The sequence below is a fragment of the Trichocoleus sp. AS-A1 genome, assembly GCF_039962015.1.
Taxonomy (GTDB): Bacteria; Cyanobacteriota; Cyanobacteriia; order Cyanobacteriales; family FACHB-T130; genus FACHB-T130.
Map to the genome: position 1 here is coordinate 55,247 of NZ_JAMPKG010000001.1, position 25,841 is coordinate 81,087.

At 47.5% G+C, this 25,841-nt stretch carries 21 protein-coding genes; 12 read left to right on the plus strand and 9 right to left on the minus strand.

From position 1 onward, the window contains the following. Positions 1–71: 71 nt before the first annotated feature. The 6 genes from NC994_RS00245 to tatC all read left to right on the plus strand — a co-directional run bounded on the left by NC994_RS00245 (position 72) and on the right by tatC (position 7,723). Positions 72–1,178 (plus strand): class I SAM-dependent methyltransferase, encoded by a 1,107-nt coding sequence (locus NC994_RS00245; RefSeq protein WP_190436077.1) that lies wholly within the window; start codon positions 72–74, stop codon positions 1,176–1,178. Between the two features lie 48 nt (positions 1,179–1,226). Beyond that, entirely contained in the window at positions 1,227–3,458 is a 2,232-nt protein-coding gene (locus NC994_RS00250; RefSeq protein ID WP_190436080.1) for a transglycosylase SLT domain-containing protein, read from the plus strand. A gap of 560 nt (positions 3,459–4,018) precedes the next feature. Next, positions 4,019–4,141 (plus strand): hypothetical protein, encoded by a 123-nt coding sequence (locus tag NC994_RS00255; RefSeq protein ID WP_277878931.1) that lies wholly within the window; start codon positions 4,019–4,021, stop codon positions 4,139–4,141. 72 nt (positions 4,142–4,213) lie between these two features. Beyond that, entirely contained in the window at positions 4,214–4,423 is a 210-nt protein-coding gene (locus tag NC994_RS00260) for a hypothetical protein (protein ID WP_190436084.1), read from the plus strand. Continuing rightward, positions 4,420–6,684, plus strand: coding sequence for a transglycosylase SLT domain-containing protein (locus tag NC994_RS00265; protein ID WP_190436086.1), 2,265 nt, complete (start codon positions 4,420–4,422; stop codon positions 6,682–6,684). Before NC994_RS00260 ends, NC994_RS00265 begins: the two co-directional genes overlap by 4 nt. Before the next feature lie 235 nt (positions 6,685–6,919). Beyond that, on the plus strand, positions 6,920–7,723 hold the full coding sequence (tatC, locus tag NC994_RS00270) for a twin-arginine translocase subunit TatC (RefSeq protein ID WP_190436090.1): 804 nt from the start codon (positions 6,920–6,922) through the stop codon (positions 7,721–7,723). 552 nt (positions 7,724–8,275) lie between these two features. Here tatC and NC994_RS00275 read toward each other — a convergent pair. Beyond that, positions 8,276–8,593, minus strand: coding sequence for a DUF3067 family protein (locus NC994_RS00275; protein ID WP_190412183.1), 318 nt, complete (start codon positions 8,591–8,593; stop codon positions 8,276–8,278). A gap of 236 nt (positions 8,594–8,829) precedes the next feature. Here NC994_RS00275 and petC point away from each other — a divergent pair, with 236 nt between their 5' ends. Beyond that, complete coding sequence (petC, locus tag NC994_RS00280) at positions 8,830–9,369, plus strand: cytochrome b6-f complex iron-sulfur subunit (protein ID WP_190412182.1); 540 nt, start codon at positions 8,830–8,832, stop codon at positions 9,367–9,369. A gap of 178 nt (positions 9,370–9,547) precedes the next feature. Beyond that, entirely contained in the window at positions 9,548–10,537 is a 990-nt protein-coding gene (petA, locus tag NC994_RS00285; protein ID WP_190436093.1) for a cytochrome f, read from the plus strand. Positions 10,538–10,742: 205 nt separating this feature from the next. On the opposite strand, the gene NC994_RS00290 is transcribed toward petA, so the two are convergent. Beyond that, positions 10,743–11,534 carry a cobyrinic acid a,c-diamide synthase gene (locus NC994_RS00290; RefSeq protein ID WP_190428855.1) on the minus strand — a complete coding sequence of 264 codons (792 nt, stop codon included), beginning with the start codon at positions 11,532–11,534 and terminating at the stop codon, positions 10,743–10,745. A 235-nt stretch (positions 11,535–11,769) separates the two neighbouring features. Between NC994_RS00290 and NC994_RS00295 the strand changes: the two genes are divergently transcribed. After that, on the plus strand, positions 11,770–11,994 hold the full coding sequence (locus NC994_RS00295; RefSeq protein WP_190412179.1) for a hypothetical protein: 225 nt from the start codon (positions 11,770–11,772) through the stop codon (positions 11,992–11,994). Between the two features lie 145 nt (positions 11,995–12,139). On the opposite strand, the gene NC994_RS00300 is transcribed toward NC994_RS00295, so the two are convergent. Then, the gene (locus tag NC994_RS00300; RefSeq protein WP_199299635.1) at positions 12,140–13,378 is read right to left on the minus strand and encodes an EcsC family protein; all 1,239 of its coding nucleotides are present in this window, start codon (positions 13,376–13,378) and stop codon (positions 12,140–12,142) included. Between the two features lie 210 nt (positions 13,379–13,588). Beyond that, on the minus strand, positions 13,589–14,371 hold the full coding sequence (locus tag NC994_RS00305) for a hypothetical protein (RefSeq protein ID WP_190436095.1): 783 nt from the start codon (positions 14,369–14,371) through the stop codon (positions 13,589–13,591). Between the two features lie 194 nt (positions 14,372–14,565). On the opposite strand from NC994_RS00305, the gene NC994_RS00310 reads away from it, so the two are divergent. Beyond that, positions 14,566–16,155 carry a glycoside hydrolase family 57 protein gene (locus NC994_RS00310; protein WP_190412177.1) on the plus strand — a complete coding sequence of 530 codons (1,590 nt, stop codon included), beginning with the start codon at positions 14,566–14,568 and terminating at the stop codon, positions 16,153–16,155. 12 nt (positions 16,156–16,167) lie between these two features. Here NC994_RS00310 and NC994_RS00315 read toward each other — a convergent pair whose 3' ends face one another. Together NC994_RS00315 and NC994_RS00320 are read right to left on the minus strand one after the other, a co-directional pair. Further along, positions 16,168–17,574, minus strand: coding sequence for a CHAT domain-containing protein (locus NC994_RS00315; protein ID WP_190436098.1), 1,407 nt, complete (start codon positions 17,572–17,574; stop codon positions 16,168–16,170). A gap of 356 nt (positions 17,575–17,930) precedes the next feature. After that, complete coding sequence (locus NC994_RS00320; protein WP_190436101.1) at positions 17,931–19,340, minus strand: hypothetical protein; 1,410 nt, start codon at positions 19,338–19,340, stop codon at positions 17,931–17,933. Between the two features lie 648 nt (positions 19,341–19,988). On the opposite strand from NC994_RS00320, the gene NC994_RS00325 reads away from it, so the two are divergent. After that, the gene (locus NC994_RS00325) at positions 19,989–20,822 is read left to right on the plus strand and encodes a slipin family protein (protein ID WP_190412174.1); all 834 of its coding nucleotides are present in this window, start codon (positions 19,989–19,991) and stop codon (positions 20,820–20,822) included. On the opposite strand, the gene NC994_RS00330 is transcribed toward NC994_RS00325, so the two are convergent. From NC994_RS00330 to NC994_RS00340, 3 genes are all read right to left on the minus strand, one after another. Then, positions 20,788–22,134, minus strand: coding sequence for an FAD-dependent hydroxylase (locus NC994_RS00330; protein WP_190436104.1), 1,347 nt, complete (start codon positions 22,132–22,134; stop codon positions 20,788–20,790). The two genes, NC994_RS00325 and NC994_RS00330, sit on opposite strands and share 35 nt — an antisense overlap. 394 nt (positions 22,135–22,528) lie before the next feature. Next, positions 22,529–22,984, minus strand: a complete 456-nt coding sequence (locus NC994_RS00335) for an orange carotenoid protein N-terminal domain-containing protein (protein ID WP_190412172.1) — start codon at positions 22,982–22,984, stop codon at positions 22,529–22,531. Between the two features lie 203 nt (positions 22,985–23,187). After that, entirely contained in the window at positions 23,188–23,961 is a 774-nt protein-coding gene (locus NC994_RS00340; protein WP_190412171.1) for a YebC/PmpR family DNA-binding transcriptional regulator, read from the minus strand. A 435-nt stretch (positions 23,962–24,396) separates the two neighbouring features. On the opposite strand from NC994_RS00340, the gene NC994_RS00345 reads away from it, so the two are divergent. Beyond that, entirely contained in the window at positions 24,397–25,731 is a 1,335-nt protein-coding gene (locus NC994_RS00345; protein ID WP_190436107.1) for an ABC transporter substrate-binding protein, read from the plus strand. Positions 25,732–25,841 lie beyond the last annotated feature (110 nt).

The following is a 25,841-nucleotide window of genomic DNA, read 5'->3' on the forward strand; positions in this document are numbered from 1 at the left end:
CGCGTAACTTGTCCCCTGTAGATACACTTTATAGGAATACACTTTTTCCGATTGGACTTAGGAGCGGATTGATGGTTTCAAAAGCTAGGGGAGAACCCCAACCTCTTTCGTCGCCATCCAATGCGCCAGTTCCTAGCAACCAGTCGGTAGCCCGCCCCGATCCGAGCGTGCTACAGCAAGATCTCCAGAGACAGTTTAATCATCATTCCTCTGCCCGCGGTGAACTGACGATGCCCTGCGTGCCATCAATGCTAGATTATGCACTCAATCGGCTAGTGCGGCTGTTTGAGGCGATTGGTCGCCAACTCGCTCCTGAAGAACTGCAAAAATTGCGCGATTTGATTGCATCTAATATTCAAGAAGGTTTTCTGGCTTCTCCTCATGCTCGATTAGTCATTCAGTACCAACCCGATCCTACTTCCTTAAATAGCCTCACCTGTAACGTCTCAACCAGGATTTTATCGGTTGCCCAGGAGTACCAGCAGTGGATTCAGAACCGAGAGCCGCCCCTATTTGGTAGTCACCCAGACGCAAAAGTCATGGCAACGGCTGCCCAATTTAGAGATCCGGCTCGGAACCCAATTCTTGATGTGGGAGCAGGAACAGGTCGCAATAGCCTTCCCTTGGCGCGAAAAGGCCATCCGGTTGATGCTTTAGAATTGACTCCCGGTTTGGCGGAACAACTGCTAAATGCGGCAGTTGCGGAAAATTTACCGATTCGAGTCATCCAGGGTGATATCCTCGACCCCCTGGTGAGAATGCGACCCGCTTATTACAAATTCGCAATTGTGGCGGAAGTGGTGTCTCACTTCCGGGATAACGATCAAGTCCGCTTACTCTTGGCGAAAATGTGCGATGTTATCCAAGGTAGCGGTCTGTTGCTGTTCAACCTCTTCTTAGCTGTGGATGGATATGAGCCAAACGATCGGGTGCGGGAAATGTCACAGGTAGCGGCATCGTATATCATGACGCGATCGGAGCTGAAGCGAGCGATGGAGGACTTACCTCTGGAAATGCTGTCAGATGAGTCTGTGCTTGATTATGAGCGCGCTCACCTTCCGCAAGAGGCATGGCCCCCAACTAATTGGTTTGTATCCTGGACGAGCGGACGTGACGTGTTTCCCATCCAAGAAACCCCTCCGATGGAGCTGCGTTGGATTCTCTGTAGACGGTACTAACGGAATACAAGGTTGTTGCCCTTTTTGGGTTGGTAAGGATAAGGATCGATGCTAAAGCTTGCACAGAAAAATAAAATTTTGCTAAGTGTTGGAGCCGGACTACTAGCGCTAGTCGCTGGAGCAACGCTGTCAGTCCCGCAATTAACCAGTTGGCTGGAGAAATTAACCCCGAACGGTCAGTCCCCCGATAAAACCCTTTTGAATCCGGGGAGCCAATCCAAGAATTCTGTTTTGCCATTGGCGTCGCTACCGGCGGCACAGCGGGGCGCACAACTCGAAGCGATCGCCAATGGCACCCCATCCCCAGAACGCAATCGCGCCCGCTATCTCTTGGCGAACGATTCGCTCCAACAACAGCAGCCTAAAAAAGCGATCGCGTCTTTGGAAGGATTGGAGGCAGACTATCCGGTTCTTGCCCCTTACATCGCCCTGAAACGCGCCCAAGCTTACCAACTTGCCGGGGACAAAGCAAAAGCTACCGCAGCTTGGCAGAATTTACTCGAAAGTTATCCCGATAATCCCGTCGCCGCAGAAGCGTTGTTTGTGCTGGGGCAAACGAATCCGAAGTATCGAGAACAAGCGATCGCTCAGTTCAAAAGCCATCCACGCACCCTGGAAATTGTGCGTTCTTCCCTGAGTAAGAATCCCAATCAACCCAGATTACTCTTACATTTAGCCAAAAATGCTCCAAGCGACCCCAGCATTCTCCCGATTCTGGATCGGCTGGTGACTTTGCAGGAAGCGGCGCTCAAACAGCAAGGTACAGGGCTACTCAAGCCAGAAGATTGGCAAGCGATCGCTTATAGCTATTGGGAAAACGGTCAGTACCGCAAAGCCGGACAAGCCTACGCCAAAGCCCCCCGCACCTCCCTCCACGCCTACCGCATTGGGCGCGGACTCCATCTCGGCGAGAAACGAACCGAAGCGAAAATTGCTTATCAACAGATGATTCAGCAATTTCCCGATGCCAAAGAAACCGGACTCGCTTTGAGGCGGCTGGCTTCTTTATCATCCCAGCCACCGGAAGCGATCGCCTATCTCGACATCGTCATCCGCAAATTTCCCGACGAAGCCGGTGAGGCACTCCTCGCCAAAGCCGAAATCCTCGATCGTCTCAACAGCGACAAATCAGCCGCAGAAGCTCGTCAATTGCTCCTGACTAAACATGGCAGTTCCGATGTCGCGGCAGAATACCGCTGGAAAGTCGCCCAAGCCAAGGCGACTCTAGGGGATTTCTTAGGGGCTTGGCAATGGGCGCAGCCAATCGCCAACCAAAACCCCGATCATATTTTGGCTCCCAGAGCTGGCTTTTGGGTCGGCAAATGGGCTGCCAAACTAGGGCGTCAGCAAGATGCGAAAGCCGCTTACGAACACGTCCTGGCGAAATACCCCCAGTCTTACTATGCGTGGCGATCTGCCGTCTTGTTGGGCTGGGACGTCGGAGACTTTACCACCGTCCGTCAATTGTCCCCGCAGGTGGTGCGACCCGACGAGCATCCCATCTTACCCTCTGGGTCTGAAACGTTGAAGGAATTGTACCAGCTCGGTCAAAAATGGGATGCTTGGACGCTCTGGCAGGCAGAATTTCAGAACCGGATGCAGCCAACCGTTGCCGAACAATTTACTAACGGCATCATGCAGGTGGGATTGGGCAACCACCTGAAAGGAATGAACCTGGTCTCGACTCTAGAAGACCGAGAAACACCCGAAGAGCAAGCTGAATACAAAGCAATCCGCAAACAACCAGTTTACTGGCACACCTTGTATCCGTTCCCGTTCTTGGAAATTATCGAAAACTGGTCGCAACAGCGCCAGCTCAATCCCCTGCTTGTCACCGCCCTGATTCGGCAAGAGTCCCGATTTGAGCCAAAAATTCGTTCGGTTGCGGGTGCAGTTGGCTTAATGCAGGTCATGCCCGGAACCGGCAAATGGGTGGCGGATAAAATTGGTGTCAAACAATTTAACACCGAAAATCCCAACGATAACGTGAAGCTGGGCACCTGGTTTTTAGATTTTACCCACAAGGAATACAACAATAATTCCTTGTTAGCGGTTGCCAGTTACAATGCGGGTCCCGGTAATGTATCGAAATGGCTAAAAGAGAAAGGGCCATCTATCGATCCTGATGAATTTGTCGAAGAAATTCCCTTTGAGGAAACTAAAGGCTACGTCAGACAGGTGTTTGGGAACTACTGGAATTACCTTAGATTGTACAATCCACAGGTTGCCCAGTTGGTCGCCAAATATTCGGATGGTCAGCCAACTGCACTCAAAAATTAATCAAAGACTTCTTGCAAAAATCTTTTAAATCGTGTAAAAGCACAATTTTATTTAGCCTGCTCTCGTCTGGCTTTGTCATTTTTGCAAGAAGTTTCATATATCCTGAAAACTTGAAGAATTTTTAAGCATTTCTGGGCAGCTTCTAGCAGGTAATATCTGCGGCTATCCAGTGATTGCTGAAACATCCGCGTGTCTACTCTCTGTTGGGGGATTTTCTCCCAGATGTGAGGGGATAATATAAATTTTTCATGAATTTGTGTTAATCAATTTTGAACACTGTTGTTCTCATAGAAGCGATCGCTTGCTGCCTAAAATTTCCTCGCGCCCACTGACGGGGATCACTAATCTTCGGCTGTTCGCTTAAATCGATTATCCTGGTTTAGATAGAGTTCCATGTCAATGGCTGCTGAGTGAAGCAGTCAGCGCGGGAGCTTGTATGACCCAATAACCAGCGAATTCAAAGAGTTTTGCGCTTGTGCTTCATTCATTAATCGGGCACCAGCAGCGACTGCTTTGTAAGAGCTGTCTAATTTCAACGTTTATTGTTTAGTTCCATAAGCATGATGACCGCGAATCAGGCTACCGGAACCCAAGCGTATGATGGCACGGCTACCAACTTTAAAATTAGGCTCTCAAATCAGGGGCTGCAAAATACTCGCGATCTTCTCATCGCTCAAATTTAGAATGCTGGTCAATTCCATCGCTTCCTTAAATCATCCAAATGTCAGGGGATCTCCCTCAAGTGCAAACGCGGCGTGTCAGTCACGCTTTCCTTCCATTCTTTTTTCTCTAAAGGATTTTTACCTATTAGCGATAAAGAGTCAACGAGCCGCCAGTTATTAGAAGGATGGCTTGTCAATAATACGACCAGTTTGGTCTTCCATCTGGAAAAAGCAAATAACGAAATCGACGTTACTGAAATGCCAGATGGAGAGAGCAATGTCCGCCGCCAGGAGGTTACATGAGGAAGTCACGCTCGATTTTTGCTCGGAGAAAGTCACAGTTTAGTTTTTCTCGTCCCTATCAATCTAGACGGAGAAACAAAGTCGCGATCGCTGCGGGAGTGGGACTAAGCGCAATCCTGTTGGGAGCCACCTTTTTGCCAACTAAGTATGGCGTCTGGCTGGAAAAAGTAGTTGGCTGGGTGCCGATGCATGGGTACGGCAGTTTCTTGATGTCGGGAAATCAGATCGACAACTCTGCGATTGTGTCTTTAATCTCGCTACCCCCACAAAAGCGGGCATCACAACTAGAAGCGATCGCGACAGGGCCAAGATCCCTCGACCGCAGCCGCGCCCGTTATCTCCTAGCAAGCGATCTGATTGCCTCCAAACAGGGAGAAAAAGCACTGGAATGGTTAAAAGGATTAGAGTTTGAATATCGCGTCCTAGACGGACACATTGCTCTTCGGAGAGCGCAAGCTTACGAACTGATTGGCAACACCCGAAAAGCCAAGGCAGCTTGGGAAGGTTTGTTAAAACACCATTCTCAAGATCCCGTGTCAGTCGAAGCTTTATATGTGCTGGGGAAGACGGAACCGAAATATTGGGAAGAAGCCGTTGAGAAATTTCCCAGTCATCCCCGCAGTCTGGAAATCGCCCGCGCCTTACTCAAAGACAATCCCAACCAAGCAAAATTGATGGTGTCGCTGGCAAAGTATGCCTTTGACACTCCAGGAATTACTTCAGTGCTAGATAAGTTGATAGGTTTGCCAGCAGAGCAACTCAAGCCAGAAGTATGGGAAGCGATCGCTTTAGGCTACTGGGGAAACCGGAAATACGGTCAAGCCAGTACTGCTTATGCCAAAGCCCCCCGCACCCCCCACAACGCCTACCGGGTCGCTAGGGGACTCGATCTCGCCGAGAAGAAAGTTAAAGCCCTCCGCGCTTATAAAGAGGTGGTGCAAGACTTCCCCAATGCGAACGAAAGTGCAACCGCGCTCATCCAGATCGCCAAAATCGGTCCCGCTATCGAGGCGGTTCCTTATCTCGACCAAGTTATCAGTCAATTCCCCGACCGAGCTGGCGAAGCCATCCTATTAGAAGCAAAAATTCTCGATAGTCTTAAAAGTTCTGAGTCCGCAGCCGAAGCGCGTCAATCATTACTCACCAAGTATGGCAATACCGATGCCGCGGCAGAATATCGGTGGAAATTAGCTCAATCGAAGGCGCGGGGTGGAAATTACCAAGAGGCGCTGCAAATCGCCAAGCCGATCGCCACTCAGAATCCTGATAGCGAATTAGCTCGTCGGGCGGCTTTTTGGGTGGGTAAATGGTCAAACAAGCTGGGACGCAAGCAGGAGGCGAAAGCAGCTTTTGAGAACGTCGTGGCGAAGTATCCCCAGTCTTACTATGCTTGGCGGTCTGCCGTCATGCTGGGCTGGGATGTGGGAGACTTTAACAGCGTGCGTCAGCGAGATCCGAAAGTAGAATGGCCTGCCAAGCGACCGTCATTGCCCGTGGGTTCTGCTGCTTTACAAGAACTTTACCAAATGGGTCAAGGCAAAGATGCCTGGAGGCTCTGGCAAGCGGAGTTTGAAAACCGGGTCAACCCAACGGTGGCAGAACAATTTACCGATGGTTTGCTTCGGCTCAATATGGGAGACCACTTGCAAGGAATTGCTAAAATCTCCAGCTTAGAAGACCGTGAGAACCCGGAGGAGCAAGCACAGTACAAAGCTCTAACACAACAAATTGCTTACTGGCAGGCTTTGTATCCGACGCTTTATGTCGAAGCGATTGAAAACTGGTCTCAACAACGTCAACTCAATCCCTTGCTCGTGATCTCTGTCATCCGACAGGAATCCCGCTTTGAGCCAAAAATCCGTTCCACTGCCGGTGCGGTTGGCTTAATGCAGGTGATGCCGGAAACCAGTAAATGGGTTGCCGAAAACATTGGCCTCAAGAAATATAGCCTGGAAAATCCCAACGACAACGTTAAACTAGGCACCTGGTATCTGGATGAAATTCACGATCGCTACAAAAATAACTCCATGTTAGCGATCGCAAGTTACAATGCCGGTTCTGGTAATCTGTCAAAGTGGCTCCAAGGCAAAAAAGTCAGCGATCCAGATGAATTCGTCGAAGCCATTCCCTTTGATGAAACGCAGGGTTATGTCAAAAATGTGTTTGGCAACTACTGGAATTACTTACGCCTGTACAATCCGAAAATCTCCCAGCAGGTAGCAAAATACTCCGAAGGTCAGCCAACCGCATTCAAAAATTAAAAATTGGAATTTGCACTTAGGCGCGATTAAAGATCGCTTTTTAGGGAATTGGGAATTGGAAATTGGTAAAAACCCATTTTCGATGACCGATTCCCCATTACCAGCTTTTAAGAGTGGCGTTGATTTCCATTTCTGTGCTTTGTTCAATTTTTAAGGGTCGGTGAGCCATGCGCGATCGCACGGTACGGATGACCCGGATACAATAGTCAAGAAATCTTCAAATCAAACTTGACCGATGACGCTTCCTTCAGAAGTCGATGCCGCATCCCAGCTAAATCCAGACCTGGAGCCGGAATCAGCGAACCGCAATCTAGAAGATGAATACCTTGATGAGCTGCCCGCTGAGATCGAGATGTCTCTATTCGACCATCTGGAGGAATTGCGGCGGCGAATTTTCTATGCACTGATTGCAGTTGCCTTCGGTGTTGTTGGCTGCTTCCTGTTTGTCAAGCCAATTGTCCAACTGCTGGAAGTACCGGCGCAGGGCGTCAAGTTCCTCCAGCTGGCACCCGGAGAATACTTCTTTGTCTCCATTAAGGTTGCTGGTTACAGTGGCTTGCTGGTAGCTAGCCCCTTTATCCTGTACCAGCTCATCTTGTTTGTTCTCCCAGGACTCACTCGCCGCGAACGCCGCTTAGTGGGACCCGTTGTGTTAGGGTCGGGTGTCTTGTTTGTGGGGGGACTGGCATTTGCCTATGTAGCATTAATTCCAGCCGCTCTGAATTTCTTTATCAGTTACGGGGCAGATGTCGTCGAGCAGCTGTGGTCAATTGACCGATATTTTGAATTTGTGCTGCTGCTGATGTTTAGCACCGGATTGGCATTTCAAATTCCAATTATCCAGCTGCTACTCGGCTTTTTGGGAATTGTCTCTTCTGGGCAAATGCTATCTGGCTGGCGGTTTGTGATTCTAGGGGCAGCTATTTTGGGTGCCATCCTGACGCCTTCTACCGACCCCCTCACCCAAAGCCTGCTCGCAGGTGCCGTCTTGGGACTCTACTACAGCGGGATTGGCTTGGTTAAGCTCGTAGGGCGCTGAGGTCGTCAAAATACTATGCAACCTGGACTATGCAACCTGGACGGGTTAATTTTTGAACTGCCTCATATTCGACTCTCTGGAGTGCTGCTGTATTGGGAATTGCCCTGAATCGTTGCACTCGACGAACCTCAAGGGTGAAATGGCTGAGCTGAACATTTTCAATTTTGTCTTGAGAAACCTTTTCAGACGAAAATACCTTACAAAGACGAGGGCGAATTGAAACCCTTGGCTTTGCCTTGTCTTGGCTGAAGCGAGCTTGCAAGAGGGTTCGTTTTACACCTTGCCCGTGGATAATTGTGGTGCTGTGGTAAATAAATTTCCATTCAGAAATTTACCCATTCTGCAATAAGTTCGTCAACGTTGATTTGAGAAGTAGAAGCTTCCCAACCCAAAAACCCCATACATCAAAATCTTTTAAAAAATAATTGACAAAGCACTCGGCAACAGGTGCCGCTATTGCGAATCAAAAGATAGTTTAGGTATGCAGTGAATGCGACAATAGTGCCAACAGGAAGCTGTCGTTCTATTGAGTGAGAATCGCACGCACAGCTCCTAAAACTGTTCGAGCATCCACTCCGAGGCTCGCTCGCCCAGGTCTAGGGGGATGCTGACTGCTTTACCGAGTCGAGGGCGATCGCGCGTTTGTTCAATATAATGTTGTACTTGGTCAGCTCCACCCCAAGCATGAAGATACTCGGCGACAGTCTCCAAGTGCGCTATGTAGTCTGCCTCCGACAGCGGAAAAGACGCCTGTTCTAAGTATTTCCACATTACCTGGAGGAAAATTTTGCCCTGAGTCCGCCTGATCTGGATATCGTATGAGCGTCCCCACTTGTCGATCAGGAGTTGGCGAAGGTCTTGTCCTGTCATAGTTTTATCGCAATTACTTTTCTTTACATTTCGTCATAAATGGAGCGCTTCTTAAATTAATGATACGGTGCAAAAGAATGTAATAATACCCTTAGCAAGGCTGTAAACCTTTCTACAAAAGGGTTTGTGGCGAACAGGCTTGCGACTTGCTTGGTATATATTTATTGGGCAAGTTTTAACAAAATCTGGGACTTAGCCCAGGGTTGTTCACATAGCTATACACTCAGACGTTACTCATGGCTCAACTTTCTAGCTCGTCAGACGTTCCCGATATGGGGCGTCGTCAATTTATGAATTTGCTCACTTTTGGGACCATTACAGGAACAGCTCTGGGGGCACTGTATCCCGTTATTAAGTATTTTGTCCCCCCTTCGAGTGGTGGAACGGGTGGTGGTCTAACTGCCAAAGATGCCATCGGCAACGATGTCATTGTGAGTGATTTTTTAGCTAATCATAATCCAGGCGATCGCACCTTGGTTCAAGGCTTCAGAGGCGACCCCACCTACATTGTCGTGACCGAGGAGAAAACCATTGACAATTACGGCTTAAACGCCGTCTGCACCCACTTGGGTTGCGTTGTTCCTTGGAATTCTGGTGAGAACAAGTTTATGTGTCCCTGCCACGGTTCCCAGTATGACAGCACCGGCAAGGTGGTACGGGGACCAGCACCGCTGTCTCTGGCACTGGTTCACGCTACTGTGGCGGAGGACAAGGTTACATTAACGCCTTGGACGGAAACCGACTTCCGTACCGGCGAAAATCCTTGGTGGACATAAGGTCATTAGTCATCGGTGCTTAGTTATCAGTCATCAGTTAGTCGTCATGGGTCATCGGTTGTTTGTAACCGACCAAAAACGAAGGATAAAAACGAAGGACAAAAACTAAGAACGAAAACTAAGGACAAAGAACTGATAGATATTGTTTGAAATTCGACCCAGAATCCCTTCTTGAGAGATGAGAAAAGTTTCTTTATCGGCGATATTCAGAATAAGCAAACAGGCGATGATCAAAACCGTCCTGGTTGCGATCGCCACCGTGTCACTACTCCTCGCCAGCGATCTAGCCCTTCCCCAATCAGCGAGTGCCTATCCCTTCTGGGCGCAGCAAACCTATCCTGAAACCCCTCGCGAAGCAACGGGGCGGATTGTGTGTGCCAACTGTCACCTCGGTGCCAAACCCACACAAATCGAAGTTCCTCAATCGGTTCTCCCAGACACCGTTTTTGAAGCCGTCGTAAAAGTTCCCTACGACACCAACACGCAGCAAGTGCAAGCGGATGGTAGCAAAGGTCCCTTGAACGTGGGTGCTGTGTTAATGTTGCCAGAAGGCTTCAAAATTGCCCCCGAAGATAGAATTCCTGAAGAAATGAAGGAAAAAATCGGGGAACTCTACTACCAACCCTACAGTGAAGACAAAGAAAATATTGTCATCGTTGGTCCGATTCCAGGCGATCAATATCAGGAAATTATCTTCCCCGTTCTGTCTCCCAATCCACAGACCGATAAGAAAGTTTTCTTCGGTAAATACGCGATTCACGTAGGTGGCAACCGGGGTCGCGGTCAGGTTTACCCCACAGGTGAAAAGAGCAACAATTCCGTCTATAGCGCTTCTGTAGCGGGTCGCATCACTTCCATTACCCAAGCTGAAGAAGGTGGCTCTGAAGTCACCATTCAACCAGCAGAAGGCAATGCAGTTGTTGATACAATTCCCGCAGGTCCAGAGCTAGTTGTCTCCGAAGGACAGGAAGTTAAAGCTGGCGAAGCGCTGACCTCCAATCCGAACGTCGGTGGATTTGGTCAAATGGACGCCGAAATCGTTTTGCAAAGCCCCACCCGGATCAAGTGGTTGATGGCATTTATTGCTGCAATCATGTTGTGTCAAGTGTTGCTAGTCTTGAAGAAGAAGCAAGTTGAAAGAGTGCAAGCTGCTGAGATGAATTTCTAAGTTTGGCGTTGTACTGAATCATTATGAGACAGGCAAAATGCCTGTCTTTTTTTGCGCTCAAAAATAACGTACTTGCAAGCCTCCTCTACCTTTGCAACTTTATGGAGTAGGGAGGTTTCAGTCATCCCAGGCTATAGCACTGCATACCCTGTGCTTGGCTAACGCGATCAACCTAATAAAGTTTTAAGCCCAAAGCAAATTAGGATTATTTAAATACACCTTCTTGTTCATCCTCAAAGATATATTCATAGTCAAAAACTAAAGAGTTGAGATGTCGAATAATTGTAAAACCAAAATGAGTAACTAAATCCGTATTAAAAGTAGCGATAACTAGCTGTATTAACTTCTTCTCCGTAATTACAGGTTTTTGTACAAAATAATTACGTTTGTCAAAAAAACGATTATTAGGACTAGGAACGACGATTGCATTAATTCGATGAGCATGTTGAATTGGTTTTATATAAGTATTTAAAAACTCTTCTTGATTAATTTGTAGCTGGTAGAGTCTTTCATGCTGCAACCAGCTCATTTTAAACATCATTTTAATCAGTTCAAACCCCAAGATGTAGTTAAATACGTTGTTGCGTTCTTCTGAACTTAGAACCAGCCGCAGAGCTGATTCTAAGTACAATTCGGGTTGCCTACTTACATCTTGAGCTGAATGAATATAAAACTGTCTAATATAACTTCTTAAAACTGATTCATTTAAGTCTAACTTAAGGTGAAATTGTGTTAAATAGTCTTGGACTCGTTGCTGAGTATTTTTGTCTTGAAGTCTTTTGGCAACTAAGCCAGTAGCCGTATAATCATCCAGAAATTCGGCTTGCATTTCTGGAGTAGCCGCACACATTAGATGACACAATGACAGCACATAACGGCGCTGACTCCAAGGCAAGCTTTCCGCCCATTTTTTTGCTTCTGGAGGGAGTTTATCAAGAATACTTTCTGATTCTCCAAGTTCAAACATCGCCGCTATTTGAGAGATTTGTTCAGTCATAACCAAAAAAAATATCAGTAAGTATACAAACCTAATCATCAAAAAATTCAAACAACCGAACACTTCTTAAGTTGAGTTGAGAATTAATTTTTTAAATTTATTTTTACCTGCCTATTTAGTTACTTGGAGTTCCTAAATCTCATCTCTTGTACCAGGAAGCGTTTCCTGCAATGTTTATCCTGCCAGGAAAGAGAAGTAATTCTCTGCTTTGATTACAAGGGAAAGAAGCTGAGGGGTGAGTTTTTCAGATGCAAGAGATGAGGCAATCAAACTTAAACTTATTGATGCTGACGTAGCGCTACAGAATCCAGTCCGAGCAGAGAAGTCGTACCCCTGGTTGCACGCCTTGTTGTTCATCAAAGCTGCAACGCTAGTGCGTGCTTCTTCCCCGGCGCTGGTTTGTTCTCGAAAATTCCACTGTTTCGTCATGGCTAGCAGCGATCGCAGGAGAGAAATTTAGTATCGTCTCCCTCCTAGGATTCCCAGATCAAAAGCCTGACTAACACTCAACAGACAAAAACGCACGAGATTCGTTCCCCAATCTTCGCTTTTTGAAGCAGACTGGGGCGATGAGAGCGATCGCGCACAAGCGTTAGTAGAGTCTGTCAGCCTTGTATCGAACTGGCAATTTTTTTAATTGCTTCTACGTCAACATCAAATTTTTGGGTAATTTTTTCAATGACTTGGGATTCTGCTGGCGTTACTGCGCTATCTAGTTGGGAGATTGTATGGCACTGAGCTAACAGCGGCAACGCATAGTCCCGATTGAGTTGATCTAGAAGCGTATCTAAAGGCTGTTGTTGATTGATGTTATTGGCGATCGCTTCGAGAGAAGCGGGGCTAAGTTTGGCAGCTTGTAACGACGGTAAGATATCTTCCCAAGATTTGCCAGGATGACTTGCCACGATGATATGAACCAGAATCCGATCCATAATCGCTTGTTGCGCGATCGCAGTTTCTAAATACTTCTCACTTGCTGCCTGAGACTCTACCAGCTTTTCCGTCGATGCCTCAGAATGCAGCTGTGCCTCATAAAAGCGACAAGCCGCATATCCCAACGCATAGATCATCGTCGCATTCGCGCTAGCACCGATTGCCGCACCTGCTACTGGCGTCGCTTTTAACAAACCCAAACCCGCCTTAATTGCACGAGAACCGCCCAAAGACAAACCAAAGATTCCCAGCACTTCACCCTTACGCGCGGGATCTTTCAAATCTAATCCATAAGCCGCCGCAATCTGATAAACCATCTCCGACTGCAATAGCGTCGTTGCTGCCAAATCAACCGTCAGCAACGCCAATGCTGCTCCCGGCAACAAGCTAGTCGCCAGTCCCATCCCGCCTCCATAAACCGCTTTCTCCATCATCAGACGATGGGCAATCTGATTCGGTTTTTCGTCGGGATACTTTTGCTGTAGCTTTTGAACATCCGCTTCAGCTTTTACGACATCAACTTGATTGATAATTCCCAGCAACCAATTCGTGGGTAACGCCTTCGTGACGTGCCGCAAAAATGAGTTGTCGCCCACAAAAGTCACTGCACGCCCTGCGCCTTGTGTGGTTTGTTCGAGCAATTTTTGCGCTTGTTTTCCCGCCGCTTGGGCTACCCCAGTCGTCGTTGTCGCCACAGCTTTCCCTGTCTGGAAGGCAGTGTTACCAACTGCCATGCCGACTCCGGCTACTGTTTTCGCCACTGCTTGCCCAGCAGTCGCAACTGAATCGAAGAACGATGGCTTCTTGACATCCGTGGATTGCGTTAAAGATTCCGCATGGTCTGTTTTTAAGACAGAAGTTGAGGAGTTTGCTTCTGTCTCTTCAGACACGATTCCCGGCTTGTCATCCATCGTTTAATTCCTATTGCCCGGTGGGTTTATCTGCGAGCATATCTCACTCAAATTCGATTCCGCCTGTATCGGGGGAAAGAAAAACCGCGAACTTTCAACCAGATTTAAGTCCCCGAAAGGGATTTAAATCTGGTTGGGCAACGCGATCGCCTTCAATCCCCCTCTATGGCAGAAGAGAGAAAGCTCAGCGCGATCGCCTTCTATCGATCTTTAGCGGGCGCGAGGCAGATTGGCAGCAGGAGACACCTGCAAAATCCGGCTATCTAGCTTGCGAACCACATCTCCTACCTGCACCGCAGGCTTTTTCCCATTGACGTACATCACCGCTGTTAACGCTCCTGTCGAATTTCGGCGAAAAGCAGCGATATCCATCCGCACAGGTTGCTGTTGTATCTTCAGAGCCAGCGTCATCCCACTAGAAGCATTCCCCAAGTTATTCAGTTCCGGCAGGGGTTTGTATTCTACAACTTCTAGTCCCTGGTATGCTTTGAGTCTCTCCCGCAGTAGGCTCAACATCTGTTGTTGCTTCTGAGGGTTCTGCATTTCTTGCAGACCCGCATCAAAATTAGCTTGTTCGGGCTGATTTGGCATATTTCCAGTGAAGCCCAAAACGATTTGGTAGTTCTCCGGATTAACGAAAGCAAAGAAGTTCTCCGGCTTCATGTTCGCTTGCGTTAGTTGTTGTCTGAGAACATCCAATTTGGAGGCAATCTCAACGGCTACATCCGGTGGGAGTTCCTGAAACCCAGCAGGCAAATCTTCTAAAGTCAGCTTTACCTCAGACGACGCTGGTTGAGTGGTCGGTGCTGGGGAGGCTGCCGGGGAGGCTTCTGAAGCTGGTGCGGATGGAGCGACTTTTGGTTCTGGGGCGGGTGTTTGGACAGGTGCTTCTTGGGCAACAATAAGGGGAGTGGCGAACGTAGATTGAAAAGAGCCACCAACGCAAAGAGCGCCGGTTAACAGGCTAAGTGTCAAAGTTACTTTTTTTAGCACAGGTTGAACTTTACGCTGATTTCAAAACAGAGCAGGCAAATCGATCGTCAATTACCAGGATAGGCGAACCACCACCGGAACTTATTGGGGATACCCGCCGAATGCTGACTCGCTTTCGCCGTAAAATCTTAAAATAAATTCAATTTTGCCCAGCCTGCTTCAATTTCATGTCCATCTAAGACCCCAGAATTACTATGCCCATCGGCTATCTTGCTCTTGTTCTCCATGCCCACCTGCCCTTCGTGCGGCATCCTGAAAGTGACTACGTTCTGGAAGAAGAGTGGCTGTTTGAAGCCATCACCGAAACCTACATTCCTCTGCTGCACGTATTTGAAGGCTTAAAGCGGGACGGCATTGACTTCAAGATCACCATGAGCATGACACCGCCTTTGGTGTCGATGCTGCGCGATCCGCTACTGCAAGAGCGCTACGATGACCACTTAGCGAAACTGGAAGAACTCGTTGAACTAGAAGTTGAGCATAATGCGAATAACGGTCATATTCGCTATCTTGCCGAACATTACGTTCATGAATTTAGCGAGATTCGTCAAACCTGGGAACGCTATGACGGCGACTTGGTAACGGCGTTTAAGCAATTTTTAGATAGTAATAACCTGGAGATCATCACCTGCGGCGCAACGCACGGCTACCTGCCGCTGATGAAGATGTATCCTCAGGCAGTCTGGGCACAAATTCAGGTCGCAGTAGAACACTACGAGCAAAACTTTGGGCGTCCTCCTAAAGGGATTTGGTTGCCGGAATGCGCCTATTATGAAGGGTTAGAGCGGATGCTCGCTGATGCGGGATTGCGCTACTTCCTGACGGATGGACATGGTATTCTCTACGCCCGTCCCCGTCCCCGCTTTGGCTCTTATGCACCCATCTTTACAGAAACCGGAGTTGCTGCCTTTGGTCGAGATCACGAGTCTTCGCAACAGGTGTGGTCTTCGGAAGTAGGCTATCCCGGTGCGGCGGAATATCGGGAATTTTACAAAGATTTGGGCTGGGAAGCGGAATACGAATACATCAAGCCCTACATCATGCCCAACGGTCAGCGAAAGAATACGGGCATCAAATATCACAAGATTACTGGGCGCGGTTTAGGGTTGGGCGATAAGCAACTTTATGACCCTTATTGGGCGCGGGAAAAGGCTGCTGAACACGCTGCTAACTTTACCTATAACCGAGAGCGGCAAGTTGAGCATTTGCACCACATTATGCAGCGTCCGCCAATCATCGTTTCGCCTTACGATGCGGAATTGTTTGGTCACTGGTGGTACGAAGGTCCTTGGTTTATTGATTATCTGTTCCGCAAGTCTTGGTATGACCAAGGCACGTATCGGATGACGCATTTGGCTGATTATTTACAAGAGAATCCTACGCAGCAAGTCTGCCGTCCTTCTCAGTCGAGTTGGGGTTATAAAGGCTTCCACGAGTATTGGCTGAATGAAACGAACGCATGGATTTACCCGCACTTGCATAAGGCAGCAGAGCGGATGATCGAGCTGGCGCGGCGGGAACCAGCGGATGAGCTGGAGTGGAAAGCGCTCAATCAAGCGGCGCGGGAAGTGCTGCTGGCACAATCTTCTGACTGGGCGTTTATTATGCGAACCGGAACGATGGTGCCTTATGCGGTGAGAAGAACGCGATCGCACTTGATGCGCTTCCACAAACTCTACGACGAGATCAAAGATGGCAAAATCGACAGCGGTTGGTTAGAAAAAGTGGAGGAAATTGACAACATCTTCCCCGAAATCAACTATCGCGTCTATCGACCTCTTTAATTCAATTAAAAATTACCAGGGGCTGCCGACTAAGGTAAAGGCAGCCCAATAGTAGGGGTGCGATAGATTCACGTTCTGAATTCCTGCCAGTTCTGGCGGCAGGGATATCTCCCCTCTGGAACTGTGCAACTGACCATCTTGCAAGCGTACCTTCCCTTGCACCATCCCTATCTGAGCTTGCCTGAGCGCCTCTGCTTTAATCGGCGCAGTTTTCAGTTGCCGATAAAACTCTGTCATCAGCGCTAAGGTTCCTTCATCGCTAACAGACCACAAACTGGCGACAGCAGACTTCGCTCCAGAGTTAACGGCTAACCCCGCAAAGCCTAATTCTGCTTGTTTATCGCCGAGAGCAGTTCTACAAGCACTCAGGACTAACAGTTCCACGGGTGGAGAGTTCCACCGTAATTGCCGCATCTTATCCAGTGTTAGTTTCGCGTCCCATAACTGAACGTAGGAGTTGCTCGGTTCTCCCGGCTCGAAGAAAGCATGAGTCGCCAGGTGAATAATTTTATAGGGTTCTGAAGCGCGTTGCGATTGCAGATTCGCCAGGGTGAATTGTTGGTTTAAGAAGAATTTACCCTGCCATAGCTTTTGCGCGATCGCAGATAACTCCACTGGCACCGCAGGTAAGGGAGTTTGCTCCTTGAATTTTGACGCACCCATCGCCAGAACTTGCGAATTCTTTAGAGAGACATAGAGGGTATCCGTCAGTTTGAAGGCAGGAATACGCCCAATATTATACTTTTCCACCAGAAACTTTTGCCCATCATGGAAAGCTGCCAGCGGTATAGTCCGCAGACCAGCACCCACACAAAAGATTAGCGTGTCTATCTTATTTGTTTTTAAATCTGCCTCCAGTGGCGCAATAATCCACTGATATAACTGCTGCGCTGCTGGCAGATAGCGGGTACTATTCAGATGTCTGGGATCTACGATATTTTCTCTAAATTTTGCCGCTTCTTTGAGCAGGATTTCACTCTTCGCTTCCGGGATGCGCTTGTGAATCGGTTGATTCCCCGGAGTAATCAACACCAGTTCTAGTTGTTTTGCTCTAGGCACTACATAAATTAGAGCAGGCTTTTGACCCGTTTGAACCGCGATTTGGCCTAGAGTATCGGCGACATCCTTTGCTGTAATTGACTCGTCGGAGAAATTGAGCCGAAAGTAATCTTCATATTGTTTTTCCCACGTTTGCTCAATTTGGGGCACTATCTCCGTTAAATTTTCTCGGTCGAAAGCATTGTCTAATTTGGTGGGGGTAGCAGCTTGTGCCAGAAGAATCTTCCCTTCCGCACCAGATACGGTGGCAGTAGTATTGGGTGCTGGAATGATTGCTTGTGCCTGTACCCGTTCTGTGCTAATTCCTACCAGGTGTAGTCCTGCTAGCAACAAGCTAACACTACTCACGATTGATTTCATAGCGGCCTCGCTAATTTTGAGATGACTGGAAGATTAAGCTTAAGCGATGCACTTCACGGGTGGATATAGATAGTGTTAGCGCATATTTTTTCGAGTAACAGCAAAGACAGCCAAAGTTCTACTATTTGGGAGCATTTCAATTGTAAAAATTTACATAGAAGGGGTTCTATCCTCTCTTTAAGCATCGGAAATAGGATTTCTCCCTTCCCTTCTCTCTCTATTCCCTCGTTTTCCGGAGAGAAGATAAGAAATATAGCAACATCTGAGTTGCGTAGATGCCACTCTCCGGGACACGGCAATACCGTATCCCTAGCTCATTCCAGGCTAAGTTTGAAAAAAACTGGTAAATTCTTAATCTATCGCCGAACAATTTGGTGCAATTGTTCCACTTCATCTAAGATTTTATCCATTCCGGCTTCGGCAATGCCTTTAACGTAGTTAATTTTGATTTCTTCTAACATATCTACCAGTAAAGATTCGATTTCCTTAAAGTTGTCTTTTTTCTGTAATTCCACCTCTAAAGCTTTTCCAAAGTTATCAATTAACCGAGTCGTTAATTCTGTCCCGACTGGATCTTCAACTGCTTTCAGGGCGTTGCTGTAAGCAGTTTGAGATAAATTTTTAGCGAGATTTTCACTAATCTGGCTAGGTAAACGGCTCAAACCCGGAACATTTTGAAATTGCTGAAAAACCGGAAATTGCTTGAGACTACTTTCTAGACTGTGATGTACTAAAGCTTCTAAATCAGGCTGAATTTTGGGGAGAACATTATGGACACTGAGGTTAATCAGGCGGGTTGCGATCGCTTGCACCTCATTAGTGTTATTGATATTAATATAGGGGCGGCTATTCCCCGGATGAAACAGCCTGCGTGCGAGATCGCCGCGTTGAATCGCTCCTTGCATTTGGTTAATTACCTGTATCCCCATAATTTCAGTCAATTCTTCAGCGAAGTTAGCTACAAAATCATGGTTAATTTGCTGCCGTACAGGCTCAAAATTTAGTAATTCAGATTGATAGAGGCGAACCATTACCGGAATGACTCGCAGCCACCGCCACAAGGGTAGCAGCAAAAACAGGTCATACCATCGCCGCAGCATTCCCTGTAGCCAACTAAAGTTAGGATATTGGCGTCTGATATAGAAAGTGCGAACCAAAAATTCTAGAGCGAATAAAATTGTAAACGGTAAGTCAAGCAACCAAAATTCATCAAAAAATTTTCCATTGATTCCCAAACTGCGATAGTAGTTAGTCTGAATCAAAGGGCGAGTTTCTGTATTAAAGAAGTTGAGTTCTTGCTGCCAACCGGCTTGGGAAAGATAAGCTTGACTCCAAAATTCATTAAAGGCTTGATGGGCAGATTCTTTCCCCACGCGATCGCGCACTTGATTCTTAATTTTTTCTAAAGCACCGCTTTTCTTCGCCAGCGCAAATGGATTATCCTCAATCATTTCATTACTGCGGCTACGCAAGTCCTGTAGCAAGCTTTCTACCTCTGCTGACTCTAGCCCAGTCTGCATCACTTGCTGTTCCAGTTCGTTCACCCGATTGAGATAAGCCTGTGTTTCTCGATGCGGTTCAATTCCTTTAATTGGATCGTACACCTGAATCAGACTGGGAATTTCCCGAAGGTAGAAATCACGCCAGGGTATATAACTGAGGTCAAACAACACAAAAGCAAAGTTGATCGTGGCAATGATTGCCATCAATCTCTCAAACCAGCGGTGGCGGACGGGAGGCTTTCTGATAGCGAGTTTTGATTCCATAAGTCTGTCAGATGAGTCTATTCCTTAAAAAAGTATGGAATTCTCTGGAAAAACTCGCAATCTATACTAAGCAAGTTGACGAATCGGTAATATGGCTGCAACCAGGCAAGACCAATCCGGTTCGCCAGATTTTATTTTACTTAGAATTCCTCATAAATCCATGATGATTAGGGGATTAGGGGAAAAGGCAACCATCGTGCTAAAAAAGAAAATTGTGATAATGCAGTGGTAGTGTACGGGAAGGATTGTTCGCAGGAAGGTCTATGCCGAAACGCTCCTGCTTTTGGGAATTCCTGTTTTCGACACAGCCAAATTCAGTGGCTGAGAAGAGGCGGAAGTGACAATCATCACAAACCTGGACAAAAGTTGTCACATTTGGGCAACCCTTTCATCACAAGTCTCCATTAATCAATCGCTAATATTGGAGACATCCGCGATTTTTCAGCCAGTTATAAGTGAGGAGAAGGTTATGAAAATTATCTTAACAATTCGGTGGTTAGTTCAAATAATTGTTTTGCAATTTATTACTCTTAGCGTGGCATCCATACTGCTGCTTTGGTTTGCTAGATCCGGCTGGTAATCGGTATCCTGCTATAACTCTGTCAGCGAGTCTAGAATGGGCTTAGTAACGATTTCCTTTTGCCAAATATGGGCACCACTCTAGGCACACTTTTAGTTTTCTTTTTCGTTCTAGCAGCTTCTGGACTTAAACTAGATCGAGAATACGAACGCGGCGTCATCTTTCGACTGGGTAGAACAAAGGGCGTTATGGGGCCAGGGATGTATTGGATTATTCCCTGGATCGATCAAAAAATGCAGATCGATGTCCGTACCAAAACGGTGAATATTGAACCCCAAGAAACTGTTACGGCGGACAGCGTGACGATTAAAGTAAATGCTGTTCTTTATTACCGAATTCTTGACCCGTCAAAGGCTATCAACCGGGTTGAAGATTACAATATGGCGGTTTACCAAATCGCATTGACGACTTTACGGAATGTAGTAGGTCAAAATATCCTGGATGATGTCTTACAAAGCCGGGATAAAATTAATACTAAAGTCCAAGAAATAGTCGATGAAATCACAGAACCTTGGGGGATTGTGATTGAACGGGTGGAAATGAAAGACGTAGAAATTCCCCTGGCGATGCAGCGGGCAATGGCGAAAGAAGCGGAAGCAATTCGAGAAAAACGAGCCAGGCTCATTAAAGCAGCGGCAGAACAGGAAGCTTCAATTAAGCTAGCAGAAGCTTCGCAAATGATTATGAAAAACCCCGCTGTATTGGAGCTGCGGCGTCTACAAATGCTGACAGAAATTGGGGCGGAAAATAACACGACGACAGTAATTATGATGCCGTCCGATATCATGCAAGCGGCAAAGAATTTGACTGCCGGGATCTCGAATGGCAATCAATCCGAGGTACGTCCTTTTCAACCGGAGGTAATTTTTACCGAGAAGCCAGTTCAGGATGACGCCCTCTAAGCCCTGTCATTAGCTGCAAAGCAAAGGTCTTAACAGGACGAATTCGCCGCAGCATCCATAAACCCAAGCGGCGAATTGCTACCACTGGCAACCAATTATTAGAAAACATCCGATCTAAGAAATCGGTAAAGCCTAAAATTGTTAGGTTTTCTTGTTTACGCCAGCGTTCGTAACGTTTAAGTACCTGTATATCCCCGATATCTTCCCCTAAATTATGGGCAGATTTTAAAACTTGGGCGATCGCTGCTGCATCCCGAATCCCCAAATTCATGCCTTGTCCCGCTACCGGATGGCAACAATGGGCAGCATCGCCAATCAGGGCGAGTCGGGGAAGCGTGTAGCGATCGCTTTGCATCAATTGCACCGGGAAAACATAGCGATCGCCTTCTAGTTCTAGACGCCCCAACAGTCCAGCAGTGCGTCGTTCCAGTTCCGCCAAAAACTCTTTTTCGTCAATTTCCTTCAAAGCTTTCGCTTCTGTATGCGGGGCAGTCCAAACAACCTGACAGCGGTTCCCCGGTAGCGGTAGAACCCCCATCGGGCCACTCGGCCAAAAGCGTTCGTAGGCGATATTCTGGTGGGGTTTTTCCGGTTTAATCGTTGCCACCACACAGGATTGCCAGTAATGCCATCCTTGAGTGCGGATACCAGCGGCTTCGCGGATGGGCGATCGCGCCCCATCCGCCGCTACCAGCAAGCGCGTTCTGATTTTGGATGTTTGCTTCCCCTGATCGCCCCCGCTGTTTGAGGGGGGATTGGGGGGGATCTCCGAGGCTTGAGAAGATTGAATTTTAGAGTGGGGGATCTCCCCTCTGACAGCAATTTCGATCTCTACCGCGTCAGCTTGATAGTCTGCACTTACCACTTCCGCCGGACACAACCAAGACACATTCGGGCAATCTCTCAAGCTATCCTGCAAAGCCGTCAGCAGCACCCGATGTTCCGCCCCATACCCTAGCCTTTCTGTCCCTAAATCTTGGGGAGAAAATTGTACGATGCCAGGATAATCGGCGTCAGATAAGCGAATTTGTTGAAATGCATTGATTTGAGGCAGTATTTTATCCCAAACCCCCATACCCTCGAAAATGCGCCCCGACATGAGGGAGATGGCATAAGCGCGTCCGATGGCAACAGCAGCAGACTGGGGCGATCGCTCAATTAACGCTACCCGCAGCCCAGAATCTTTTAAGGCACAAGCAAGAGTTGCCCCAATAATTCCACCGCCCACAATTGCTAAGTCGTAGTCAAAGCCTTGTGGAGCTGCCGATGTCTGCGGCGACGAAATTGTTTGAACGGTCTGTTCCAGCGCCATTGTTAACAAAATTAGTCAAAACAATAAGAATATTTACTATTGTGACGCGAACAGATGGAGCAATCAAGTTGAGAAGCGCGATGTCTAGTAAACAACCGAATCCCCAGGCTCTTTCCTTGCCCTTGGTGGCTGGGGATTCGGTTTTTGGACGCCAACAAGTATTGGGTTAGGGAGAGGACAACATACCGATGCTCTGGATGCAGTTTGGTAGAATAAAAAATTACCCCACTAATTGCTTTGCACTTAGTGGGGGATGCATAACGAGGAAGCTTGCTAAAGGTTAGGCATCTGAAGTAGCTTCCTCTTTCTTATTAGCGGTCTCTAGAAGAGATGTTTTGAAAATCGGTGCAATGTTTAAGACTGATTTCATACTCTCAAAGGGCACAACTTCAGACTACTTAGCACCCATTTCGATTACAGCACTGCGGGTGAAATTAATCCGCTCTTCAAAGTCCAGTTGCTTGATTTGAGCAACAAAATCGTTGGTTTCTTCGGGCAGTTGATAGTCAGAAGGCACCGTAATGATTTCACCTTTGTCCATGCCTTGTGCTAACCGGAGCCACACATCCAGCTTAGAGCTAGAACTTACAGCTTTATAGGCACGGCTAATATCAGTATCGGCTCGTGAAGCGATGTCGCGTTGCGCCTGTAGCTGTTCTTCCTTGGGCATTGCCAGGATTGCATGGTATAAGGCGGCAGCTTCTTCTTGGGCAGAAGTGGCATTTGCTGGTGTCAGTTGGTCTTTGATGTCGAGGTAGCCGAACCACAGGATGGCAAGCTGAGTATCTACATCAAAGCCCTGAAACTTTTGTAAGGCTTGTTTGCTGGTGTCGTTGGTAGTAAATGTCATTTATGAATCTCCGATTGTTTTGCTTTAATGACAGCTCAGGGAACTGAGCCGCTGAAACAAGTTCGTTTTGCCTCAATATTAAGATTTAATAAGCTGGCGACCGGAGATTAACCTCGCTTAAGACAGAGATAGCGATCGCGCCTGAAGACGGATGTAGATACACGCGATCGCTCTTAAGGCAGGGAAAACAGAATTCCCATCAATTAGCCATTCACTAAACTCAGAGACATCAGCTCATCCGCCATCTCGAAGTTAGCGGTAACGTTTTGCACATCATCGAGTCCTTCTAGGGTGTCAATCAATTTGAGGAGCGATCGCGCCTGCTGTGAATCGCCAACTTCCACCGTATTGTTAGGAATCCAGCGCAGTTCCACCTCGGTGACTTTAAAGCCTTTCTCCTTTAAGGTTCGCTCTAGGTTCTCCAAATTTGCCACAGAGGTAAACACGTCGGCTCCCTCCGTATCCTCCTCCTGTGTCAGTTCGTAGGACTCAGCACCCCCTTCCAGGGACGACTCCAATAGCTCCTCTTCGTCAACCACTCCTTGCAGGATACAGACACCTTTCTGCTCAAACATCCACGAGACGCAGCCGGTTTCACCGAGATTACCGCCATTTTTGCTAAAAGCCGCTCTCAAATCAGCGGCAGTACGATTGCGATTATCGGTGAGCGCTTCCACCAAAATCGCCACGCCGCCGGAACCATAACCTTCGTAGCGAATTTCTTCTAGCTGAGCGCCATCCGCTCCCCAAGTCCCCGCACCTTTTGCGATCGCTCGTTCAATATTCTCATTCGGAATCCCAGCCGCCTTCGCCTTATCAATCGCCGTGCGGAGTTGAAAATTACCTGCTGGGTCTGGTATACCACTGCGAGCTGCCACAATAATCGCGCGAGCTAGCTGGGTGAAGGTTTTGCCCTTCACTGCATCCACTCTCGCCTTCTGACGCTTAATATTTGCCCACTTACTATGTCCAGCCATAGACTGAAATTATTTATACGATCGTCCAAACATAGGATAAACAAAAATCAACCGTACTTCATACCAAGCCTATCCGCTTAGGAGGATGTCTGAAAAGTCATAATCGAGACGCTTAAACGGTAGAGATCCCCCTAAATCTCCCGATAAATTGGGGGTCTTTGAGAAACTTATCCCTTCTTTTTAAGGGGGACTGGGAGGATAAAATCAACTTTTGACACTTCTCAGACATCCTCTTAATCTTGTTTCTATACCCTGCGTAGCCAATAGCTAAAGCTTTACTTTAAATCAATCAAGCAGATGTTTTAGTTTAAGCAAGAAAATTATAAGTGTAAAAAATATTTGCAAAAACCAATTGTTTTTAAGCAAAAAGATGGCTTTTAGTCGCTGATGATGAGTATTTTAAAGCTGTTTCGGTTCAAAATTGGGCATTCAATTATGTCAGTTGGATTTAACGGGTCTAGTAATTTTTTCCAAAAACTGTGGATTTTTTTGAGCCGGGGGTTGCTATTAAGCATTGTTCTGTTAGGATTGGCAGGATGTCAGCTACAGTCGGGGCGTTCGGAAGCCGCGGATGTCATCCGACTGACGTTGTGGCAAGGGGTGAATCCGCCGCCGAATCGGGATGTGTTGCAGTCGCTGGTAGACAAGTTCAACCAGGCGCATCCGAAGATTCAGGTGGAATCCCTTTATGTGGGACAAGCGGATCAGCAGTTACCAAAAATTTTGGCAGCGGTAGTGGGAAATGCGCCGCCGGATTTGTTGTGGTTTAACGCAACGCTGACGGGTCAGTTAGTAGAATTGGATGCGATCGCGCCTATGGAAAATTGGCTGGCGCAATCCCCCGTCCGCGACGAAATTGACCCCGCCTTGTTTGAATCAATGCAGTACGCGGGTCATACTTGGTCGGTGCCGTTTGGGACGAATAATGTCGGAGTTTTTTATCGTCCCAGTTTGTTTAAGGCAGCGGGAATCACCGAGTTGCCCAAAACTTGGGACGAATTGCGGCAAGTTGCTCGTACTTTAACCCGCGATACAAATGGCGACAAGCGCATCGACCAACACGGGATGTTTTTGCCCTTAGGAAAGGGAGAATTTGCAGTATTCCTTTGGTTGCCATTTATGTGGAGTGGCGGCGGTGAGTTGGGAAATGCTCAAGGGCAAGAAGCTTCTGCGATCGCTTTAGCCAACAATCAAGGCGCGATCGCTGCCCTTCAATTTTGGCGCAATTTAATTGAAGACGGCTCAACCATTTTGTCTCTACCAGAACGAGGCTATGAAACCGATAACTTCCTTGCCGGAAAGGTCGCAATGCAACTGACTGGCCCTTGGACGCTGGGGCAACTGAAAGCCACTGGCGTTGATTTTGGCGTTTTCCCCATCCCAGCACAAAAAGAACAAGCTACGGCGACGGGGGGCGAGAATCTGTTCATTTTAAAAACGACTCCGGAACGAGAGCAAGCGGCATGGACTTTTGCTGAATATGTTGCCGGAGAGGAATTTCAGACCGAATGGGCACTCGGTACCGGCTACCTACCCGTGAATCTGAAGGCGCGGCAAAGTGCTAAATATCAAGCATTTGTCGCGGAACAACCGGCAGTGAAAGTGTTTTTAGAGCAAGCAAAGTACGGGCGATCGCGTCCTATCTTCACGGGTTATAATCGGGTTTCCGAAAATGTCGGCAGAGCGCTGGAATCTGTCTTACTCGGCAAAAGTTCGCCCCAGGAAGCACTCAAAAACGCCCAGCAGCGGCTAGATTTGATTTTTAAATAATAATTAAACGCTTTCGGGACAGCAAATTTGTAAAGACGCCAAAGTATCCTCTCTTGCCAATCCGAAAGCGATTCCCTTCGCAATCCGAAAGCGTTTCCCATTATTGACAC

What these genes read in the sequence shown, in the direction of transcription:
- NC994_RS00245 (WP_190436077.1), top strand. Translation starts at nt 72, where the DNA reads ATGGTTTCAAAAGCTAGGGGAGAACCCCAACCTCTTTCGTCGCCATCC.
- NC994_RS00250 (WP_190436080.1), top strand. Translation starts at nt 1,227, where the DNA reads ATGCTAAAGCTTGCACAGAAAAATAAAATTTTGCTAAGTGTTGGAGCC.
- NC994_RS00255 (WP_277878931.1), top strand. Translation starts at nt 4,019, where the DNA reads ATGATGACCGCGAATCAGGCTACCGGAACCCAAGCGTATGATGGCACG.
- NC994_RS00265 (WP_190436086.1), top strand. Translation starts at nt 4,420, where the DNA reads ATGAGGAAGTCACGCTCGATTTTTGCTCGGAGAAAGTCACAGTTTAGT.
- tatC (WP_190436090.1), top strand. Translation starts at nt 6,920, where the DNA reads ATGACGCTTCCTTCAGAAGTCGATGCCGCATCCCAGCTAAATCCAGAC.
- NC994_RS00275 (WP_190412183.1), bottom strand. Translation starts at nt 8,593, where the DNA reads ATGACAGGACAAGACCTTCGCCAACTCCTGATCGACAAGTGGGGACGC.
- petC (WP_190412182.1), top strand. Translation starts at nt 8,830, where the DNA reads ATGGCTCAACTTTCTAGCTCGTCAGACGTTCCCGATATGGGGCGTCGT.
- petA (WP_190436093.1), top strand. Translation starts at nt 9,548, where the DNA reads ATGAGAAAAGTTTCTTTATCGGCGATATTCAGAATAAGCAAACAGGCG.
- NC994_RS00290 (WP_190428855.1), bottom strand. Translation starts at nt 11,534, where the DNA reads ATGACTGAACAAATCTCTCAAATAGCGGCGATGTTTGAACTTGGAGAA.
- NC994_RS00300 (WP_199299635.1), bottom strand. Translation starts at nt 13,378, where the DNA reads ATGGATGACAAGCCGGGAATCGTGTCTGAAGAGACAGAAGCAAACTCC.
- NC994_RS00310 (WP_190412177.1), top strand. Translation starts at nt 14,566, where the DNA reads ATGCCCATCGGCTATCTTGCTCTTGTTCTCCATGCCCACCTGCCCTTC.
- NC994_RS00315 (WP_190436098.1), bottom strand. Translation starts at nt 17,574, where the DNA reads ATGAAATCAATCGTGAGTAGTGTTAGCTTGTTGCTAGCAGGACTACAC.
- NC994_RS00320 (WP_190436101.1), bottom strand. Translation starts at nt 19,340, where the DNA reads ATGGAATCAAAACTCGCTATCAGAAAGCCTCCCGTCCGCCACCGCTGG.
- NC994_RS00325 (WP_190412174.1), top strand. Translation starts at nt 19,989, where the DNA reads ATGGGCACCACTCTAGGCACACTTTTAGTTTTCTTTTTCGTTCTAGCA.
- NC994_RS00330 (WP_190436104.1), bottom strand. Translation starts at nt 22,134, where the DNA reads ATGGCGCTGGAACAGACCGTTCAAACAATTTCGTCGCCGCAGACATCG.
- NC994_RS00335 (WP_190412172.1), bottom strand. Translation starts at nt 22,984, where the DNA reads ATGACATTTACTACCAACGACACCAGCAAACAAGCCTTACAAAAGTTT.
- NC994_RS00340 (WP_190412171.1), bottom strand. Translation starts at nt 23,961, where the DNA reads ATGGCTGGACATAGTAAGTGGGCAAATATTAAGCGTCAGAAGGCGAGA.
- NC994_RS00345 (WP_190436107.1), top strand. Translation starts at nt 24,397, where the DNA reads ATGTCAGTTGGATTTAACGGGTCTAGTAATTTTTTCCAAAAACTGTGG.